Raw genomic sequence first — 18,729 nt, 5'->3', positions numbered from 1 at the left:
AACGACCTTCAACTTTTCCGTCATTGGCTTGATTGCCAAGGCGCAAGGTTGCGTTGCGCACGCCCTCAAATCGAAGAAACAGTCGCTCATGTGACCGGGGCGCGCTGTCCCGTCAGATGAGCTGACAGGACATTGAGCGCGAAGGCCCCCTCCTCTTGCTTACTTCCCTCTGCCCTCCTGACGGTGACGAAATCGGTCAACCATCAGGAGAAAGCGCATGTCATCGTTTCAAGGTATCTGGGTTCCCGTCGTTACACCGTTTCATAACGGCACCATAGACTTCATCGGCTTGCGCCGCCTGGTCTGCCATCTGCTGGAAAAAGGCGTGGCCGGGATCATGGTCTGCACCACCACGGGCGAAGCCGCGGCACTGAGCCGCCATGAGCAGTTGGCGATGCTGGATGCCGTACTGGAACTCGTACCGCCGCAGCAGGTGGTGATGGGCCTGGCGGGGTATAACCAGATTGAGCTGTTGCAGTTCCAGGCCGAAATCCTGAAGCGCCCGGTGGCCGGTTTGCTGGTGCCGCCGCCGAGCTACATCCGCCCCTCCCAGGCGGGCCTCGAGGCGTTCTTCCGCACCGTGGCCGATGCGTCCAGCGTGCCGATCATTCTGTATGACATCCCCTATCGCACCGGTATTGCCTTCGAACAGGCGACGCTGCTGAACATCGTTGCCCATGAACGAATCGTCGCGATCAAGGATTGCGGCGGCAACCTGGCCAACACCCTCGCGTTGTTGGCCAGTGTGAAGGTTGATGTGTTGTGTGGTGAGGATGTGCAGATATTCAACGCTCTGTGCCTGGGCGCGACCGGTGCGATTGCCGCGTCGGCGCATGTGCGGACCGAGGATTTTGTGGCGCTGCATCGGCAGGTTCGGGATAACCAATTGATGGCGGCTCGTGAGACGTTTTTCGGCTTGCTCCCGTTGATCCACACGATGTTCGTGGAGCCCAACCCCGCGCCGGTGAAGGCGGCGCTGGCGATGGAAGGGTTGATCGGCAGTGAGTTGCGGGCGCCGATGTTGAGGGCGAGTGAGGCGCTGAAAAGCCGGTTGCAACACGTATTAGCCGCGCGGGAATAACCTGTGGCGAGGGCTGCTTATCCTCTCGCCACCGCCAACCGATGCAACGTGATCTTGCGCACCTCCTGCTTGCTCACCTCAATGTGAGTCTTGAGCAGTTGCTGCGCCTGATCGCTTTGCCGTTGCAAGATCGCATCGAGGATGCTTCCGTGCTCCTCATAGGTCGCTGCAATACGCGCTTGCTGAGTGAAATCCAGCCGCCGAATGATGCGGATTTTCTCGGTAATCTCGTAATGCATGCGCGCCATTTCAGCATTGCCCGTGGCCTGCACCAGCCCGCAGTGGAACGCCTCATCCAGCGCCGAAACGAGCTGGGCGTCATCCAGCCGCGCACTTTCGTCGACCTGCCAAATCGCCCCAAGCCCTTCAAGCCCCTGCTCCGCCATGCCACACAAGCGATTGACGGCGGCCAACTCCAGCACGATCCGAACGTCGTAAAGCTCTTCGAAATAGTTGAAGTCGAACGGCCGCACCTGCCAGCCGCTCCTGAAGAACACCTCCAGGTACCCTTCCCGCTCCAGACGATACAGCGCCTGGCGCACCGGCGTGCGGCTGGCCTGCATGCGCTCGGCCACGTCACCTTCACTGAAGCGATCACCCGGCAACAAACGAAAGTCGAAGATGTCGTCCTTCAACTGCTGGTAGACCCGTTCCGCCAGGCTATCCGGCCGTTCGCTGGGCTTTCTCGTGGTTGAGAGCTGCATGGCTATTTCCTGCTCGCCATGTAGGCGCGCCAGCCACCGAATTCGGTGATGTCGGTGGCGCCTGCCAGGGCCCAGGGCTCGCAGATAAACCCTTTCACACTGCGCCCGTCCGCCAGGGTCAGGTTGCCGATACCCAGCGGCGCCGGAATCTCCGCGACGAACTCGCCAAAGCGGGCGATCGGCATGTCCCACAGTTCAACGATGATCGAGCGGCCCGAATCATCCTTGGCCAGCCCCGGCTTGGGCGGAACCGTGCCAGGCAGCGCATGCAAGCGGTAGTGGCTCGCCGTCAGGGTTTGCTCCACCAGCACGGCGTTGCGGCTGGTCAGTTGGAAATTCAGCGGCATCCCGGTGAGGTGCGCGCCCACCACCGCCACCCGTACGCTGCCCGGAACCTGCCGCGCGGGTGCCGGTTGCGGCAGATTGCGTTCGGTAGCTCCCAGCGACAGATCGAGGCCGGCCTGCCAACGCTTACCCAGATGCGCCAGGGCGGCGTCGTGCCAGGCAGGCGCAATCAGGGTGATGCCGCACGGCAGGCCATCGCTGCGCAGCCCGGCGGGCACGGCCAGTGCCGAGAGATCGGCCAGGTTGGTGAAGTTGGTGTAGAAACCAAACTGCGAGTTGTAGAGCACCGGTTCCAAGGCCATTTCCGCCAGGGTACGAATCGTCGGCGAGGTCGGCACCAGCAAGGCGTCGAAACCGGCCAGGGTGTCGTTGATGCGGCGGCTCAGTTCGGCGCGCAGGTATTCGGCTTTATAGGCATCGCAGGCGCTGTACTTGTGGCCGTTTTCAACGATGCCACGCACCACCGGGTTGATCGCTTCGGCGTTGCTGGCGAGCATGCCTTCCAATGCCACCGTGCGCTCCGCAACCCAGGAGCCGTAATAGAGCTGCTCGGCGAGTTGCTGGAACGGGCTGAAATCCACCGCCGTGATCTCGGCCCCGAGGGATCGAAACCTGAGCAGCGCTTGTTCGAACACGGCCTGGTTCTGTGCGTCGCCAAAAAACTCCAGGCTGGCCGGCACCGCCAGTTTGAACGTGGCCCCCACCGCTACCGGCGCGGTGTTGGGATTGATGCGTGAATAAGCGTCGCTCCCGTCGTAAGCCGCAGCGACGCCCGCAACCGTCTCGGCATCTTCAACGGTCAGCGCAAACACCGAAATACAGTCCACGGTGCGACAGGCCGGCACCAACCCGGTGTTGGACAGTCGACCCTTGGTCGGTTTCAGCCCGACGATATTGTTGAAGCCCGCCGGTACCCGCCCGGAGCCGGCGGTGTCGGTGCCCAGGGAGAACGCTACCAGGCCACGGGCAACCACCGACGCAGAGCCCGAGCTGGAACCGCCGCTGACATAGTCCGGGTTGAAGCTGTTACCTACCGCGCCGTAGGGCGAGCGTGTACCCACCAGGCCAGTGGCGAACTGATCCAGGTTGGTCTTGCCCATCAAGATCGCCCCGGCCGCCCGCAGCCGGGCCACCACTGATGCATCCGCCTTGGCCGTATAGGCAAACTCAGGACACGCCGCCGTGGTCTCCCAACCTGCCGCATCGATGTTGTCCTTGATGGCAAACGGCACGCCATACAACGGCAACTGGTCGATATCGCCGTCGACCGCCGCAAACCGCTCGGCCAGTTGCGCCAACTGGTCACGCAACTGCTGCGGTTGTACCCGGCTGATCCAGGCGTTGTCCTCGGCGGGAAGCGTGCCCGCCAGGGTCAACAGGATGTCGGGGGTCAGCGCCTGGCTGCGGTAAGCGGCCTGCCATTCGCCAAGGGTCCAGCCAAGTTGTTCGTTGCGCATTGAGGATTCCATCTTGTATCCAAGTTTGGATTTCTTTTAGCAATCGCTGGGCCAATCAGCTGCAAGCCAATGAATACGTGGCGCTGGCAGAAAACCGGCGGATTGGCCGCCCTCAACCGTGCTCCGTGATGAAGCAGCAATGCGCCAAAAAAAGACATTCAGGCGGCCGCCCGGTTGCGAGCGGGTCGATACCGGCCTATGTTCGAAACCATGCTGTAGACGCTGCTGTCCATCCCATACGCCCTTTCCGTAGCAGGTGACGACATGCCCACCGCTTCCCGCCCCGCCGTGCTCGAACTGATCGGCAACACCCCGCTGGTGCGGGTCAGCCGCTTCGATACCGGCCCGTGCACGCTGTTCCTCAAGCTTGAATCCCAGAACCCCGGCGGCTCCATCAAGGACCGCATCGGCCTGGCCATGATCGACGCCGCCGAACGCGACGGCCGCCTGCGCCCCGGTGGCACCATTATCGAAGCCACCGCCGGCAATACCGGCCTCGGCCTGGCGCTGGTGGGCCGCGCCAAAGGTTACCGGGTGGTGTTGGTGGTGCCGGACAAGATGTCCACCGAGAAAGTCTTGCACCTGAAAGCCATGGGCGCCGAGGTGCACATCACCCGCTCGGATGTCGGCAAGGGCCACCCCGAGTATTACCAGGATGTGGCGGCGCGGCTGGCCAAGGACATTCCCGATTCGTTCTTCGCCGACCAGTTCAACAACCCGGCCAATCCCCTGGCCCACGAAACCAGCACTGCGCCGGAAATCTGGGCCCAGACCCAGCATGACCTCGACGCCATCGTGGTCGGCGTCGGCTCGGCCGGCACCCTCACCGGCCTGACCCGTTTCTTCAAGCGCGTACAACCCGACCTGGCCATGGTGCTGGCCGACCCGGTCGGTTCGGTGATGGCTGAATACAGCCGCAGCGGCACCATGATCGAACCCGGCTCGTGGGCCGTGGAAGGCATCGGTGAAGACTTCATCCCCTCCATCGCCGACCTCTCCAGCGTGCGCCACGCCTACTCCATCAGCGACGAAGAAAGCTTCGACCACGCCCGCCAGCTGCTGCGGGCCGAAGGCATTCTCGGCGGCTCTTCCACCGGTACCCTGCTCGCCGCCGCCCTGCGCTATTGCCGCGAACAGACCGAGCCCAAGCGCGTCGTCACCTTCGTCTGCGACACCGGCACGCGCTACCTGTCCAAGGTCTACAACGACCAATGGATGAACGATGCCGGCCTGCTCCAATACAAACACTACGGCGACCTGCGGGACCTGATCGCCCGCCGTTTCGAGGACGGCCGGGTGATCAGCGTCGGCCCCGACGACAGCCTGCTCACCGCCTTCCAGCGCATGCGCCTGGCGGACGTGTCGCAATTACCGGTGCTGGTGGACGGCCAAAAACTGGTGGGGGTGCTCGACGAGTCGGACGTATTGCTCGGCCTGCATCAGAACGCCGCGCATTTTTCCATGACCGTGGCCAGCGCCATGACCAATGCTCTTCACACCCTTGCGCCCAGCGCCAGCCTTGCGCAATTGCAGGCCGAACTGGATCGCGGACTGGTGGCAATCATTGCCGACGCCTCGGGCTTTTACGGCCTGATCACCCGCGTCGACCTGCTCAATCACTTACGGAGATCCCTTGCATGACCCAGCACGATAAAAGCGCCTTCGCCACCCGCGTGATCCATGCCGGGCAATCCCCGGACCCGACCACCGGGGCGCTGATGCCGCCGATCTACGCCAACTCCACCTACCTGCAGGAAAGCCCCGGCGTTCACAAAGGATTCGACTACGGGCGCTCCCACAACCCGACGCGCTTCGCCCTGGAACGCTGCGTGGCCGACCTGGAAAGCGGCACCCAGGCCTTCGCGTTTGCCTCGGGGCTGGCGGCGATTTCCACCGTGCTGGAGCTGCTCGACGCCGGTTCCCACGTGGTCTCCGGCAATGACTTGTACGGCGGCACCTTCCGTCTCTTCGACAAAGTGCGCCAACGCAGCGCCGGGCATCGCTTCAGCTTCGTCGACCTGACCGACCTGTCGGCTTTCGAAGCCGCGTTGCAGGACGACACCCGGATGGTCTGGGTCGAAACCCCGAGCAACCCGCTGCTGAGCCTGACCGACCTCAGCGCCATCTCCCGCATCTGCAAGGCCCGGGGCATCATCTGCGTAGCAGACAACACCTTCGCCAGCCCATGGATCCAGCGCCCGCTGGAGTTGGGTTTCGACATCGTGGTGCACTCCACCACCAAGTACCTCAACGGCCACTCGGATGTGATCGGCGGCATTGCGGTGGTGGGCCAGAATCCTGAACTGGCCGAACGCGTGGGCTTCCTGCAAAACTCCGTGGGTGCGATTGCCGGACCGTTTGATGCGTTCCTGACCCTGCGTGGGGTGAAGACATTGGCGTTGCGCATGGAGCGCCATTGCAGCAATGCGCTGGAGCTGGCGACATGGCTGGAGCAACAGCCGCAAGTGGCGCGGGTTTATTACCCAGGCCTGGCATCACACCCGCAGCATGAGCTGGCACGCCGGCAGATGCGTGGGTTTGGCGGGATGATTTCGGTAGACCTGAAAAGCGACCTGGCGGGCGCCACACGCTTCCTGGAAAACGTGAAGATCTTTGCGTTGGCTGAAAGTCTGGGGGGCGTCGAAAGTTTGATTGAGCACCCGGCGATCATGACCCATGCGAGCATCCCGGCAGCGACCCGGGCACAGCTGGGAATTGGTGATGGGTTGGTGCGGTTATCGGTGGGGGTTGAGGACGTGGAAGACCTGCGGGCGGATCTGGCGCAGGCGTTGGCAAAAATCTAACGCGCAAACTGCCGGAGCGAGCATGCCCGCTCCGGCAACACTTTAAATAGCGTAATTGACCTCTACCATTCGCCCGGTCTTGATGGACTCCAGCGCACAGTCCGCCAAGTGCAACGCATACAGCCCATCGCGCATGTTGGTGGGCAGCGCGCGCCCCGCGCTCAGCGCCTGGATAAACTGCCCCAACTCATTGCGGTAGGCCTCCGCATAACGTTCCAGGAAGAAATGCTGCAACGGCTCCAACGCCTCGGTGTGCTCGTGGTTCCAATGGCGCAAGGTGCTGGGGCGATGGTTATCCGTGAGCAACACCCCATTGGCCCCGGACACCTCAAGTCGCTGGTCATACCCGTAGACCGCCTCCCGACAGCAGTTGATATGGCACTGTTTCCCGGATGCGGTGCGCAGTAGCACCATCACGCTGTCGAAGTCGTCAATCTGCGCCAGGCTCGGGTCTACCAGCCGGCTGGCTATCGCGCTGACTTCGATGGGCTCTTCACCCAGCAGGTGCCGCGCCATGTCGAAGTCATGAATGGTCATGTCCCGCAGGATGCCGCCGGAATGTGCCAGGTAATCCCGTGGCGCCAACCCCGGGTCACGGCTGGTGATGATCACCTGCCGCACAGCACCAATTTGCCCCGCGTCGATGGCCTGGCGCAGGCGCAGCGTGTCGGGATCGAAGCGGCGGTTGAAGCCCAGCATTACTTTGCCGCCCTCGCGCTCCACAGCTTGCGCCGCCGCCCGCGCCTTGGCGAAATTCAGGTCAATGGGCTTCTCGCACAGCACGGCCTTGCCCTGGGACACGGCCGCCAGCAGCAAATCGATATGAGTGTCGGTGGGTGTGCCAATCACCACCGCGTCGATATCGTCCCGACTTAGCACTGCTGCGCAGTCATAGGCCGCCTCGCAACCCAGCTGCGCAGCCAAGCCATCGACGCCCTCCCGCCAGGGGTCGGCGACCACCACCAGAGTGGCATCAGGATGGGCCGCGACATTGGCCGCGTGAATGTTGGCGATGCGCCCTGCACCAAGGACAGCGATACGTAGCATGGTCGAACTCCTGGGATTGTTATTGGGTTTGGAGATTCAGTCCGGCAGGTTGAACGGTGTGACGATCTGTACCTGTGACGGCGCAATCGGCCCAGCCTTCCACAGCCGATGAAATTGCAGGATGTGCAGGAACACATGGCGCGCATCGATCTGCAGGTTGTGATCGATAATCGCGGCGACTTTTTCTTCAGCCAACAGCTGGCGATTCTCTTCGTCGAGGTCGTGAGCAATAAACACGTCCAACGGGCGATCCAGAGCTGCGAAGGCGTCGACAATTGCGCGGTTGCCACCGCCGACGCTGTACACCGCCTTCAGTTCGGGATGCTGCTTCAACGCATCGGTGACCCGGGCAAACGTTCGGTCATACACGCCGTACCCACCGCTGATATCCAGTACCCGCAGGTGCGTCGCACGGCCGCGCAGCCACATGCGAAAACCCATTTCGCGTTCTTCCTCGCCCCGGAACAATTCACTGCCAATCACCACCGCCACTTCCTGGGGTTGGGGTGACAGCCAGCGGGACAGAAGGTACGCGGCGGTTTGTCCGGCGGTGCGGTTATCCATGCCTACGTAGCCGATGCGCTCGCTGTGGGGCAGATCGGTGACCAGGGTCACCACCGGAATACCTGCGGCCGCCAGGTGCTTGACCGCCAGATTCACCGCCGGCTCGTCCGCGGCCTTGAGCACCACACCCTGGCTGCCGGTCTCGAGGCAGCGCAGCAATTGGTCGTGCATCGCCTGAGGCTCGATTTCTTCGAACAAATGAAACCGCGGGGCGATACGAAACGGTGCCAGGCTGCCCAGTTGGGCGGTGATGGCGGCCTGCACCGCCGCACTGAAGCGCTTGGGCGTGTGCATGATCACATCGACATGAAAGGTCCGGCCTACTGCCAAGCCATTTTTTTCCTGGGATTCCAGCTCATCCAGAGCCTGTTCGATACGCCGCCGGGTTTGGGCGTGCACGCTGCCGCGCTCATGCAAGACGCGATCGACCGTCGCCTTGCTGACGCCCGCCTGGGTGGCCAGTTGCTTAATGGAAAAGTGTTTAGCGCGTTCGAGCATGCCGTTGAGCCTGAGGTTTTTTTGAGGTCTTTTTGAGACTCGTTGAGGTGACCGCAATGCTAGTCTCAGTTTTGCCCGGCGTCGAGCCCGGCCTTCAAAACAACAAAAACCCAGGAGACCCCGATGCCTTCAACCGACCTCAGCCATACCTTCAAAGGCCAATACTTTGTCGTCACCGGCAGCACCCAGGGGTTGGGTGCTGCCGTCGCCCATACCCTCGCGCGGCGCGGTGCTGCCGGCCTGATCATCTGCGGACGCCGCCCGGACCAGGGCCAGGAGCAAGTACGGCAGTTGGCAGCGCTCGATTGCCGCGCGGTGTTTGTCCAGGCGGACCTGGAACAGATCGGCGACTGCCGCGCCGTGATCGAGGCGGCCCGTGCCCACTTCGGCACCCTCCACGGGCTGATCAACTGCGCCGGGATGTCGGATCGCGGCACCATTCTCGACACCTCCCCCGAACTGTTTGACCGACTGTTTGCGGTCAATGTGAGGGCGCCGTTTTTCCTGATGCAGGAAGCCTTGAAGCTGATGATCAGCCAGAGGGTTGAAGGTGCAGTGGTCAATATCCAGAGTGTCACCGGCCACGGCGGGCAATCGTTCTTGAGTGCCTACGCGGCGTCCAAGGGCGCTCTCGCGATTCTGACCAAAAACGTAGCGTTCAGCGCCCTGCGCAACCGGATTCGGGTCAACGGCTTGAACATCGGCTGGATGGACACACCTCACGAGGATGAAATCCAGCGGCACTACCACGGTGCCGGGGATGGCTGGTTGGAGGCCGCCGAAGCCGCGCAGCCCTTCGGCCGCCTGCTCAAACCTGAAGAGGTGGCCCAGAGCGTGGCATTTCTATTGTCACGCGAGTCGGGAATGATGACCGGCACGGTGATCGACCTGGAGCAAGGCGTCATCGGCTGTGGCGACGGCGGCACCCCACGCCCCGATCAGGCCCTGAGCCTGGTGGAGGGTGCGTGATGCCTGCCTTTGTCAGCGCCGACGCAGTGCAACTGGAAGATTTTCACTCGATCTGTGCCCAGCAGGCGGCTGCCGAGGACTACCCGCACTGCGCCGAAGTGTGCAGCAACATCCCGATCTATCAAGCCCAGGCACTGCGCAACGGCGATCATCACGCCGTGCTAGACGAACTGCATCGCCTGTTCAGCCAGGGGCCGGGAGTGATGGTGGTGCGCCAGGGCTACGCCGACCTGGACGTGGTCGACCGTCACAGCCAGGTATTCGAAGCGATCTTTGCCCAAGAGGCTGCGCAAGGTGTGGCCGCCGACCACTTCGCCAAGGCCGGCAGTAACGGACGTATCTGGAACTCATTACAGAAGGCGGCACTACAGTCACCGGCATCCTTTGTCGAATATTACGCCAACCCACTGCTGGGGTTGATCGCACAAGCCTGGCTCGGCCCAGGCTACCAAGTCACGGCCCAGGTCAACGTGGTGCACCCCGGTGGCCAAGCCCAGCAACCGCACCGTGATTATCACCTGGGATTCCAGACCATCGACGTGGTGGAGCGCTTTCCGTTGCCCCTGCACACGCTGTCCCAATACCTCACGCTGCAAGGGGCCGTGGCCCATAGCGACATGCCCCTGGAAACCGGCCCGACCCAACTGCTGCCGTTTTCCCAGCAATACCCGCTGGGCTACCTGGCCTGGAGGCGCACTGAATTCATCGAGTACTTCCAGCAGCATGCAGTGCAATTGCCGCTGAACAAAGGTGACCTGCTGTTCTTCAACCCGGCCCTGTTTCACGCCGCTGGCACCAATCGCACACCGGACCGCCAGCGCATGGCCAACCTGCTGCAAATCTCCTCGGCGTTCGGCAAAACGATGGAGGCTGTGGACCGCGACCGGATGATGCTGGCGCTCTACCCTTGCCTGTTGGAGCGCCTGGCGGACAACGTCATGGATGACGAGGCGCTGCACGCGGTGATCGCCTGCACCGCCGATGGCTATTCCTTTCCCACCAATCTGGATACCGACCCACCCTTACAGGGCCTGGCTCCGCAAACCGGGCAGCAACTGATGTTGCAGGCACTGAACGAACGCTGGCCCTACGAGACCTTTGCCGAACACGTTGCGCAACTACGCGCCAAACGCCAAGGCTGAGGAATGTTTTCAACGTCTTCCAAAACAACAAAAAACGGACTGAAACCATGAAAAAACAGCTGCTGACCTTGCTCCTGACCCTCATCGTTACCCCGCTCGCCCTCGCCGAGACACGCATCGGCGTCAGCATCGCCCAGGTGGACGATGTGTTCCTCGCCCAGATGCGTGACTACATGGCGGCCCACGCCAGGGACCTCACCGACGTGACCCTGCAATTCGAAGACGCCCAAGGCGATGTGGTGCGCCAACTGAACCAGGTGCAGAGCTTTTCTGCCCAAGGCATGGACGCGATTATCGTCAACGCGGTCGACACCGCCGCTACCCAGAAAATGACTGTGAATGCCCAGCAGGCGGGTATCCCGCTGGTGTACGTCAACCGTCGCCCGGACATCCCCGGCTTACCGGCCGGGGTGGGTTATGTCGGCTCGGACGAGATCAAAGCGGGCGAGATTCAGATGCGCTACCTCGCGGAAAAAATGAACGGCAAGGGCAACCTCGCAATCATGCTCGGCTTGCTCTCTAACAACGCCACCCACAACCGCACACAGGGCGTGAAAAACGTACTGAAGGATTACCCCAACATCCATATCGTCGAAGAACAAAGCGCCGACTGGCAGCGCAGCAAGGCCATGGACCTGATGAACAACTGGATCGTCTCGGGCAAGAAAATCGACGCCGTGGCGGCCAATGCCGATGAAATGGCTATCGGTGCCGCGATGGCGATTACCCAGGCCGGTATGCACCCTGGCAAGGACATCCTGGTGGGCGGCAGCGACGGCGGACCCGCCGGCCTGGATGCGATCAAAAAAGATCTATTGGTAGTCACGGCCTATCAGGACAACAAGGGCCAGGCCGTCGGCTCGATTGACCTGGCGCTAAAGATGATCAGAAAGCAGCCCTACACGGCGGAGCTGACCATTCCCTATCAACAGATCACCAAGGACAACTATCAGGCCTTTCTCACCCCTTGATTGTTATCAGCCCAGCGCCAAGCAGACCGGCCAGCCCCGACAAACAGAGCACTCCCACTCCATAAGCGAGGGTGCGCCAGGGCTGGCGGCCGCTCAGATACATCACCGTATGCATCACACGGGCAGCGGTGAACAGACAGAACAACCCCGCGGTAGCGGTGCCTGGCGTTTCCATCGCCAGGCACAGGCCACCCAAAATGAAGAACAACGGAATATTTTCCAGATCATTGGCCCAAGCCTTTTCGGCCCGGGAGACTTGCGGTAACTCCTGGGGATTCGCATCGCGATGGAAGAAAGCTGCATCCTCGTGGTTAGTGAATGCACGGTATCTGAGCCGAAAGAAGCCTTGGTAGCAGGAGATCGCCAACATCTTCAGGAACAGCACCAGCACGCACAGCGCATAAACCTCCATCACTGGCCCCCTGAAGGTTCGCGGAACCCGTTGACCACGATATACAGCAGCGGACCGATGGATACGAAAACCGCCGTTACCAGTAAATAGGGCAACACCGACGCCAGGGATTTGCCCCTGGCCCGCGCATCCCGGTACATCCACACACAGGCCAAGGCCGCCATCAGATACAAGTCAATCACCACCTGGGCAGTGTCCGGCCTCGACACCAATTCAAGCCCGAACGCCATGAGCGATTGATCGGCGATCAACATCGTGATCAATGTGTACAGGGCAAAAGCCAACAACCCGGCCAGGGCAATCCAGGGTCTGCGCATGCTCTCCTCCTTGGAGACAACGATTCGGAAAGCTGCACATTAGTGATAACGTCCTCTCCCTCTCAATGACCTCAAAGGTCATCGACACCACCGACCCGCACGGCCAGAGTCAACCCATGAGCAGCCAACCTTTCCCCCGCGCCAACCCCGACACTACCGCCGGCACGCAACTGCGCGTGCTGCGTCGGCACGCCAGACTGAGCCAGCTGGAACTGGCGCTGATCACCGGGGTTTCCCAACGCCACCTGAGCTGCATCGAGACCGGGCGCGCCAAGCCGAGCCCGGGCACCTTGCATAATTTGCTGATGGCGCTGGAGGTTCCGCTGGAGCAATGCAACAGCGTGTTCCTCGCCGCCGGCTTCGCCCCGCGTTATGAGGCAACCCCGCTCTCCTCGCCCTCCATGGAGGCCATTCGCGAGGCGATCAGCCATGTGCTCCACGCGAACAATCCTGCGCCGGCGATCGTGCTGGGCAGCCATTGGGAAGTGCTCGCCGCCAACGCCAGTACCCAGGTGCTGTTCGAGCTGGTGGGGATCAAACCGGAGGCGGCTGATGGATTGAATTTGCTGGTCACCCTGCTACAGCCTGGCGGCCTGGGTGATCATTTGATCAACGCTGAAGAAATCCGCACCATCGCCTGGCAACGGGCGACGCGCGAGGCGTTGGGCAACCCCGAACTTGCCAGGCTTCTGGACAGCCTGCCGGCCCCGCAAAGTACCGAAGCCTTGGTCAATGAACCACCGCCACTGGTGCTGACACGCGTCAACTCCCGTGAAGGTGAGCTGAACTTCATGTCGACCTTCACCACCTTCGGCATGCCCCAGGACATCACGGTGACGTCGTTGCGCATTGAGCATTTGATTCCGGCGGATGCGCAGACGTGGCAGGTGATGACCGCGGCGTATGAGCGGTCGAAATAGGCAATGCCTTGCCGGATCCGGCAACCCCTGACCACTCCCCTGCCCAGCGGCCCCGCAGCACTGGCCTTGCAGCACATGGCCTGACTCTTGCTCTGCCTCTGCTACCAACCAGGGAGCAGCATCATGATCGGAAGCACCAGCCTCATCGCACTGGCCCAGAAGAGCCTGACCCAGTCCATGGAAAACGGCACCCTGCGGGCCGGCAGGATTGAAGTCACCAACGCCACGCCCGAGATCAAGGCCAAGCTGGAAGCCAGCTATCAGGAGCAAGTGCGCTCGACCGCGCAAACCGTTGCCACCGCCAGGGCCAACCCTTCTTGGGCGACCTTCGACGATAAAAGCAACGCCGTCGAACTGCCCGATGTTCAGTCACTCAGCAAAAGCGACGCCACCCATGTGGCCAACGGTCTTCAGTACCTGCTCGATATCGGGCGCCTGGACGGCAAGACCGTCACCGCGAAAAATGGCGACCAGTCGACCGATAACATCGCGGTCTACAAGGACTGGCTCCAGGCCCACATCGGCGTGGATGTACAGGCCTGAGACGACTCACACCATCGGCACGGCAATCAGCAGGATCGCCGTGCCATGGGTGGCCGTCGCCGCCACCACACCGTAGCGCATCCGCACCAGCCCGCAGACCACGCCTTCAATCAGGGTAAAGGCCAGCACCGGCCAGCCCAGTTGCGTCACGCTCAGGGCCAAAAATGAATGGCACGCGGCGAACGCCAGCCCGCTGAGCAACGCCGCACGCAGCGGCCTAACGTGCTGTTCGAGATAGCCCTGCAGGACGCCGCGAAACAACACCTCTTCCAGCGCATTGGCGCAGTAGGCAAGCACCAGCATGCCCATCAGCCAGGTCCAGTAAGCCGGGATTGCCGCCGGTTCGATGCCTTGATACAGGCGCAATGGCAGGCCAATCAAACTGCCGGCCACCAACCCCACTGCCAGGCCCACAGCGCGATTGCCCTTGAACAGCACCGTCAGTTGCCATAACTCCGGGGCCAGGCGCGCGAGCAGTGCGATCAGCCCAAGGGATAAGCCGCCCAGCGCCGCCAGCACGAAGGGATTGGCCGTGAACTGGATCTGCACCTCGCGGCTCAGCGACCAAATGCCCAACGGCGTCATCGCATCGCGCATCAGCACGAAGGCCAACAGCAGAATAACGATGCGCACGCCCGGCAATGTTTTTGGCGTGAGGCCGAACCACAGGCCGAACAGGATCAGCCCTGGCAGCAGATAAATCCCATAGTGAATCAGCACTGTAAAAGCGTCGGCAATCACTCGGTGTCAGCCCTGTGCTACAGCGATCATGTCGATTTCCACGGCGGCGCCCTTGGGCAGTTGCAGCACGCCCACCGAGGTGCGCGTGTGAGAACCGGCAGTCCCCAGGATCTCGTTCAACAGGTCCGACGCACCGTTGGCCACTTCGCTTTGCTGGTCAAAGTCATCCGCGCTGCGCACGTACACATTGATCTTGAGGATCGCCTTGACCTGATCCAGGGAGCCCAGTGCCTGCTTGAGCAAGCCCAGGCAACGCAATGCGCTGACGCCGGCGGCAATCTGTGCATCGGCCAGGCTTAGGCTTTCGCCGACCTTGCCGGGCAGCACGATCGTGTCACCCACCCGCGGGATCTGGCCGCTGATATAAACGTGATTGCCATCCCTGAGCAGCGGCGTGTAGTTGCCGCCGATCTTGAACTCGTTGAGTTGATAACCCAGGCGCACCATGGCCGCCGCGTACTTTTGATCCGGTGTCATGTTTGTTGTCCCCACTGGCTGTTGCGAATCCACACCATGAAGTCGCCGGCCACAGCATAGCCATGTGCCATTTCCACGGGAAGTGCCGAGCGTTATCTCGCAAGTGATACGACGACCAATACTGACAAACAGCGCTTATATTCTGGCCCGCTACAAATTTCACTTTCCTTGATCCCACGAAATACGGCATGGTTGTACGATGACTTAAGCGCAACTCCTGAGTCGTCCCAGTACCCACAACAACAAGGAAACACCCATGCAAAACGTCAAGGTTCTGATTGGTTTTCTGTGCCTGTTCAGCGGTTACGCGGCCGCCGCGCCTGCCGCAGCCGACAAGGATGTCGCCGTTGCGGTCGATCACCTGACCCAGGCCATGCTGCACAAGGACATTCCGCAACTGCAGGCTCTCACTGCCAACAACCTCACCTACGGCCATTCCAGCGGCAAGGTCCAGAACAAGCAGGAATTTATCGCCGACATTGAAACCGGCAGAAGCGGCTTCAAGACCCTGGAAATGCAGAAACAGACCATCACCCTCAATGGCGACACCGCCCTGGTGCGCAACCACTTTTCCGCCCAGGCGGTAAACAGTGGCGTCGAGGTGCCTACCGAAATTGAAAATTTCCAGGTCTGGCAGAAGCAGAAAGGCAAGTGGCTGCTGATTGGGCGCCAGGCGTACAAATTCTGAGTCCCGCCTGGATCGTTCCCACGCTCTGCGTGGGAATGCATCCGGTGACGCTCTGCGTCACTATCGCGCAAATCTACAGCGGGACGCGGAGCGTCCAAGGCGGCATTCCCACGCAGAGCGTGGGAACGATCCGGCCCCCTAGTACGCCTCCACCGCCCAGCGCACTTTCAGCAGCGCCTCGCGCAACACCTCCCGGTCCACCGACCCCAGCGCCACTCGCAAGGCATGGGGCACGTGGGCCGAGACGGCAAACGGCTCGGCCGTGGACACCGAGATATTTTCCCGTGCCAACGCCATGGTGATCTGATCGGCGCGGGCATCTTCCGGCAAGGGCAGCCACAGAAAATACGAAGACGGATGGCGGATAACATTCAATCCCGCCAACACCTCATCGGCCACCGCCTGGCGCGCCTGGGCGTCTTCACGCTTTTGCGCTTCCAGCTGCAGCACCGTGCCGTCGTCGATCCACGCGGCAGCCACCGCAGTCATCACCCCCGGAGTGTTCCAGGTGGTGGCCATGACCGTACGCTCCAGCGCCGCCATCCACGGCTGCGGAGCGGCGACGAAACCCACCCGCAGGCCGGTGGCAACGCTCTTGGACAGCCCCGACACATACACCGTGCGTTCCGGTGCCAGTTCGGCCACAGGCGGCGGCGGGTCCTCGGCTAAAAACGCGTAGGCCGCGTCCTCGATCAGGATCAAATCATGCTGGCGGGCAATCGCCACCAGGTGCTCGCGCTGCTCCCTGCTCATCACCCAGCCCAACGGATTATGCAGGGTCGGCATGCTGTACACGGCGCGTACCGGGCGCCGTGCGCAGAGTTGTTCAAGAAAGGCCAAATCGGGGCCCGTCGCGGTCACCGGAATTGCGACGATTTCCAGGTGCAACGTCTCGGCCAGCACCTTGAACCCCGAATAGGTCAACGCATCCACCGCCACCACATCGCCGGGTTTGAGCAGCGACATCATGGTCACCGCCAGCCCGTGCTGGGCACCGCTGACGATCAATACCTGCTCGGCCTGCACCGTCAACCCACGACTCGCCAGGTGGCGCGCCACCGCCGCCCGCTCGTGCAACCGACCGGCGTGGGGCTGGTAGCGCAGCAGGGCCGACAGGTCGCCGGACAACGCCAACTGACGCAACGCCGTGCGCAGCAGGTCGGTCTGGCCCGGCAACGACGGATAGTTGAAGTTGAGGTCGATCATGCCCGCCGCCACGGCGATCTGCCCTATGCCCTGCCCCGGCGACAACGCGATTTCCCGCACAAAGGTCCCGCGCCCGGTCTCGCCGCTGACCAGGCCCATGGCCTCAAGTTCGGTGTACACCCGGCTGGCCGTGACCAGCGCCAGGCCGTGGCTGGCGGCCAACTGGCGGTGGGTCGGCAAACGGGTGCCCGCCGCCATCGTGCCGGAGCGGATATCCCGGGCGAAGGTATCCACCAATGTCTTGTAGCGGGCGCGAGGCATAGAGGATGTATCCATGACAATTTTTTGATTGTCTCAATGGTGAATCATAGGATGCGGGAGACGCAACTTATCCTTATCGAGCCAACCCCCATGGAACGCACCACGCACCTCAACACCCAGGAACACAACCCCAGCGGCTGGATCAATGGCTTGATCGGCGTGGTGATCTTCAGCGGATCGCTGCCCGCCACACGCCTGGCGGTGCTGGAATTTGATCCGGTGTTCCTGACCGTCGCCCGCGCCACCATCGCCGCCCTGCTTGGCCTGTGCCTGCTATGGTTGTTCAAGGAAAAGCGCCCGGCCCGTAGCCAGTTGTTGCCCTTGGCGATTGTCGCACTGGGCGTGGTGATCGGCTTCCCGCTACTCACCGCCCTGGCGTTGCAGTACGTCACCAGCGCCCACTCCATCGTGTTTGTCGGCTTGCTGCCGCTGGCCACCGCCGTGTTCGGCGTATTGCGTGGCGGCGAGCGGCCCAAGCCGGTGTTCTGGCTGTTTTCGATTCTGGGCAGCCTGCTGGTGGTGGGCTACGCCATCGCCCAGGGCCTGAGCGCCGCGCCTGCCGGAGATTTGCTGATGCTGCTGGCGATACTGGCGTGCGGCCTGGGTTATGCCGAAGGGGCCAAACTTTCGCGCACCCTGGGTGGCTGGCAGGTGATCTGCTGGGCGCTGGTGATCTCGCTGCCGATTGTGGCCCCTCTGACGGCGATCCTCGCGCCAAGCTCTTTCGTTAACATCAGCCTGCCGGCCTGGCTGAGCCTGGCCTATGTGTCGCTGTTCAGCATGCTGATCGGGTTTGTGTTCTGGTACCGCGGGCTGGCTCAGGGCGGCATCGCCGCCGTCGGGCAATTGCAGTTGCTGCAACCGTTTTTCGGCCTGGCACTGGCAGCCACGCTGCTGCATGAACAGGTGAGCCTGGGCATGCTGGTGGTGACTGTCGCAGTGATTGCGTGTGTGGCCGGGGCCAAGAAGTTTGCCCGCTAGCCATCAGCGCTCAGGCGCAACCATCTTGAACTTGATGACAATCGCATTGGACACCACGCTGTCCGCCCACTCCCCTGCGCCGATCTTGAAGTCGTCGCGCTTAAGCACCAACTCGCCATCGAACACACCAATGCCGCTCTGCTCCTTGAGCGCCACCTTGACCTCCACCGGCCGGGTCTGGCCCTTGAGGGTCAGGTTGCCGCTGAACAGGTAGCGGTTGCCACCCAGGTCAGTGATGTGGGTCGAGGTAAAGATGCCCACCGGGTAAGTCGTCATGTCGAACCAGCCGGGCTTGGGCAGTTCGGTGTTGGCGTCGTCGCTGCCGGCATTGATGCTCGGCAGCTGGATGGTCAGCACGGTGCTGGCGGCGGTCGGGTTTTGCGTGTCGAAATTCAGGGTCGCCGAATAGCTGCCAAACGTGCCGTACACCTGCTGGCCCATCTGGTCATAGGTGAAGCTGAGGGTGCTGGCCGCCGGATTCACGTCGATGTATTCCACCGCATACGCGCTGGACAAGGTGCCGAGGGTAAGGAAGGCCGCTAGCAATCGAGGTTTCATGGGATTCTCAACCGGGAATGAACACGCTGTGCACTGCTAACAG

The 18,729-nt window shown here is 62.0% G+C and carries 20 protein-coding genes; 10 read left to right on the top strand and 10 right to left on the bottom strand.

Annotated features, from left to right (window positions below):
* The first annotated feature begins 217 nt into the window (after window positions 1-217).
* Window positions 218-1,081 (top strand): 4-hydroxy-tetrahydrodipicolinate synthase, encoded by an 864-nt coding sequence (dapA, locus tag K0H47_RS30345; RefSeq protein WP_219274152.1) that lies wholly within the window; start codon window positions 218-220, stop codon window positions 1,079-1,081.
* A 17-nt stretch (window positions 1,082-1,098) separates the two neighbouring features.
* Here the strand turns inward: dapA and K0H47_RS30340 are convergent, their stop codons facing one another.
* Both K0H47_RS30340 and atzF read right to left on the bottom strand, forming a co-directional pair.
* Window positions 1,099-1,785: a GntR family transcriptional regulator gene (locus K0H47_RS30340; protein WP_201141988.1), complete on the bottom strand. Its 687-nt coding sequence runs from the start codon at window positions 1,783-1,785 to the stop codon at window positions 1,099-1,101.
* Window positions 1,786-1,787: 2 nt separating this feature from the next.
* Window positions 1,788-3,587, bottom strand: a complete 1,800-nt coding sequence (gene atzF, locus K0H47_RS30335; RefSeq protein ID WP_219274150.1) for an allophanate hydrolase — start codon at window positions 3,585-3,587, stop codon at window positions 1,788-1,790.
* Window positions 3,588-3,851: 264 nt separating this feature from the next.
* On the opposite strand from atzF, the gene K0H47_RS30330 reads away from it, so the two are divergent.
* Both K0H47_RS30330 and K0H47_RS30325 read left to right on the top strand, forming a co-directional pair.
* The gene (locus K0H47_RS30330) at window positions 3,852-5,228 is read left to right on the top strand and encodes a cystathionine beta-synthase (protein ID WP_063029676.1); all 1,377 of its coding nucleotides are present in this window, start codon (window positions 3,852-3,854) and stop codon (window positions 5,226-5,228) included.
* Window positions 5,225-6,391 carry a cystathionine gamma-synthase gene (locus tag K0H47_RS30325; protein ID WP_219274149.1) on the top strand — a complete coding sequence of 389 codons (1,167 nt, stop codon included), beginning with the start codon at window positions 5,225-5,227 and terminating at the stop codon, window positions 6,389-6,391. The genes K0H47_RS30330 and K0H47_RS30325 overlap by 4 nt, the downstream gene beginning before the upstream one ends.
* Before the next feature lie 42 nt (window positions 6,392-6,433).
* Here K0H47_RS30325 and iolG read toward each other — a convergent pair whose 3' ends face one another.
* On the bottom strand, window positions 6,434-7,438 hold the full coding sequence (gene iolG / locus K0H47_RS30320; protein WP_093209504.1) for an inositol 2-dehydrogenase: 1,005 nt from the start codon (window positions 7,436-7,438) through the stop codon (window positions 6,434-6,436).
* Window positions 7,439-7,474: 36 nt separating this feature from the next.
* A complete protein-coding gene (locus tag K0H47_RS30315; RefSeq protein ID WP_177026109.1) occupies window positions 7,475-8,500 on the bottom strand; it encodes a LacI family DNA-binding transcriptional regulator in 1,026 nt (341 codons plus the stop codon).
* A gap of 123 nt (window positions 8,501-8,623) precedes the next feature.
* On the opposite strand from K0H47_RS30315, the gene K0H47_RS30310 reads away from it, so the two are divergent.
* Genes K0H47_RS30310 through K0H47_RS30300 form a run of 3 tightly spaced genes read left to right on the top strand, consistent with a single transcriptional unit; the run spans window position 8,624 to window position 11,582 of the window.
* Window positions 8,624-9,469, top strand: coding sequence for an SDR family oxidoreductase (locus K0H47_RS30310; RefSeq protein WP_063029668.1), 846 nt, complete (start codon window positions 8,624-8,626; stop codon window positions 9,467-9,469).
* The gene (locus K0H47_RS30305) at window positions 9,469-10,611 is read left to right on the top strand and encodes a phytanoyl-CoA dioxygenase family protein (RefSeq protein WP_093209499.1); all 1,143 of its coding nucleotides are present in this window, start codon (window positions 9,469-9,471) and stop codon (window positions 10,609-10,611) included. The genes K0H47_RS30310 and K0H47_RS30305 overlap by 1 nt, the downstream gene beginning before the upstream one ends.
* 47 nt (window positions 10,612-10,658) lie before the next feature.
* A complete protein-coding gene (locus K0H47_RS30300; RefSeq protein WP_008436286.1) occupies window positions 10,659-11,582 on the top strand; it encodes a sugar ABC transporter substrate-binding protein in 924 nt (307 codons plus the stop codon).
* On the opposite strand, the gene K0H47_RS30295 is transcribed toward K0H47_RS30300, so the two are convergent.
* Both K0H47_RS30295 and K0H47_RS30290 read right to left on the bottom strand, forming a co-directional pair.
* A complete protein-coding gene (locus tag K0H47_RS30295) occupies window positions 11,572-11,994 on the bottom strand; it encodes an MAPEG family protein (RefSeq protein ID WP_093209496.1) in 423 nt (140 codons plus the stop codon). The genes K0H47_RS30300 and K0H47_RS30295 overlap by 11 nt on opposite strands.
* Window positions 11,994-12,311: a DUF2834 domain-containing protein gene (locus tag K0H47_RS30290; RefSeq protein ID WP_219274147.1), complete on the bottom strand. Its 318-nt coding sequence runs from the start codon at window positions 12,309-12,311 to the stop codon at window positions 11,994-11,996. The genes K0H47_RS30295 and K0H47_RS30290 overlap by 1 nt, the downstream gene beginning before the upstream one ends.
* Before the next feature lie 116 nt (window positions 12,312-12,427).
* Between K0H47_RS30290 and K0H47_RS30285 the strand changes: the two genes are divergently transcribed.
* Both K0H47_RS30285 and K0H47_RS30280 read left to right on the top strand, forming a co-directional pair.
* Window positions 12,428-13,231 (top strand): helix-turn-helix domain-containing protein, encoded by an 804-nt coding sequence (locus K0H47_RS30285; protein WP_242488302.1) that lies wholly within the window; start codon window positions 12,428-12,430, stop codon window positions 13,229-13,231.
* Between the two features lie 123 nt (window positions 13,232-13,354).
* On the top strand, window positions 13,355-13,774 hold the full coding sequence (locus K0H47_RS30280) for a hypothetical protein (protein WP_257626782.1): 420 nt from the start codon (window positions 13,355-13,357) through the stop codon (window positions 13,772-13,774).
* A 6-nt stretch (window positions 13,775-13,780) separates the two neighbouring features.
* On the opposite strand, the gene K0H47_RS30275 is transcribed toward K0H47_RS30280, so the two are convergent.
* Together K0H47_RS30275 and K0H47_RS30270 are read right to left on the bottom strand one after the other, a co-directional pair.
* Window positions 13,781-14,515 carry a CPBP family intramembrane glutamic endopeptidase gene (locus tag K0H47_RS30275; RefSeq protein WP_219274145.1) on the bottom strand — a complete coding sequence of 245 codons (735 nt, stop codon included), beginning with the start codon at window positions 14,513-14,515 and terminating at the stop codon, window positions 13,781-13,783.
* A gap of 6 nt (window positions 14,516-14,521) precedes the next feature.
* Window positions 14,522-14,992: a RidA family protein gene (locus K0H47_RS30270; RefSeq protein ID WP_093209483.1), complete on the bottom strand. Its 471-nt coding sequence runs from the start codon at window positions 14,990-14,992 to the stop codon at window positions 14,522-14,524.
* A 256-nt stretch (window positions 14,993-15,248) separates the two neighbouring features.
* Between K0H47_RS30270 and K0H47_RS30265 the strand changes: the two genes are divergently transcribed.
* Window positions 15,249-15,680, top strand: coding sequence for a nuclear transport factor 2 family protein (locus K0H47_RS30265; RefSeq protein WP_063029654.1), 432 nt, complete (start codon window positions 15,249-15,251; stop codon window positions 15,678-15,680).
* 138 nt (window positions 15,681-15,818) lie between these two features.
* Here the strand turns inward: K0H47_RS30265 and K0H47_RS30260 are convergent, their stop codons facing one another.
* On the bottom strand, window positions 15,819-17,147 hold the full coding sequence (locus tag K0H47_RS30260; RefSeq protein WP_219274143.1) for a PLP-dependent aminotransferase family protein: 1,329 nt from the start codon (window positions 17,145-17,147) through the stop codon (window positions 15,819-15,821).
* Between the two features lie 90 nt (window positions 17,148-17,237).
* Here K0H47_RS30260 and K0H47_RS30255 point away from each other — a divergent pair, with 90 nt between their 5' ends.
* The gene (locus tag K0H47_RS30255) at window positions 17,238-18,128 is read left to right on the top strand and encodes a DMT family transporter (RefSeq protein WP_219274142.1); all 891 of its coding nucleotides are present in this window, start codon (window positions 17,238-17,240) and stop codon (window positions 18,126-18,128) included.
* Between the two features lie 3 nt (window positions 18,129-18,131).
* On the opposite strand, the gene K0H47_RS30250 is transcribed toward K0H47_RS30255, so the two are convergent.
* Window positions 18,132-18,686 (bottom strand): YceI family protein, encoded by a 555-nt coding sequence (locus K0H47_RS30250; RefSeq protein WP_219274141.1) that lies wholly within the window; start codon window positions 18,684-18,686, stop codon window positions 18,132-18,134.
* Window positions 18,687-18,729: the final 43 nt, after the last annotated feature.

Source organism: Pseudomonas sp. Xaverov 83, assembly GCF_019352905.1.
GTDB lineage: Bacteria > Pseudomonadota > Gammaproteobacteria > Pseudomonadales > Pseudomonadaceae > Aquipseudomonas > Aquipseudomonas yamanorum.
Note: the sequence above shows the minus strand (reverse complement) of the source record. Positions and strands in the feature narration are given on the sequence as shown.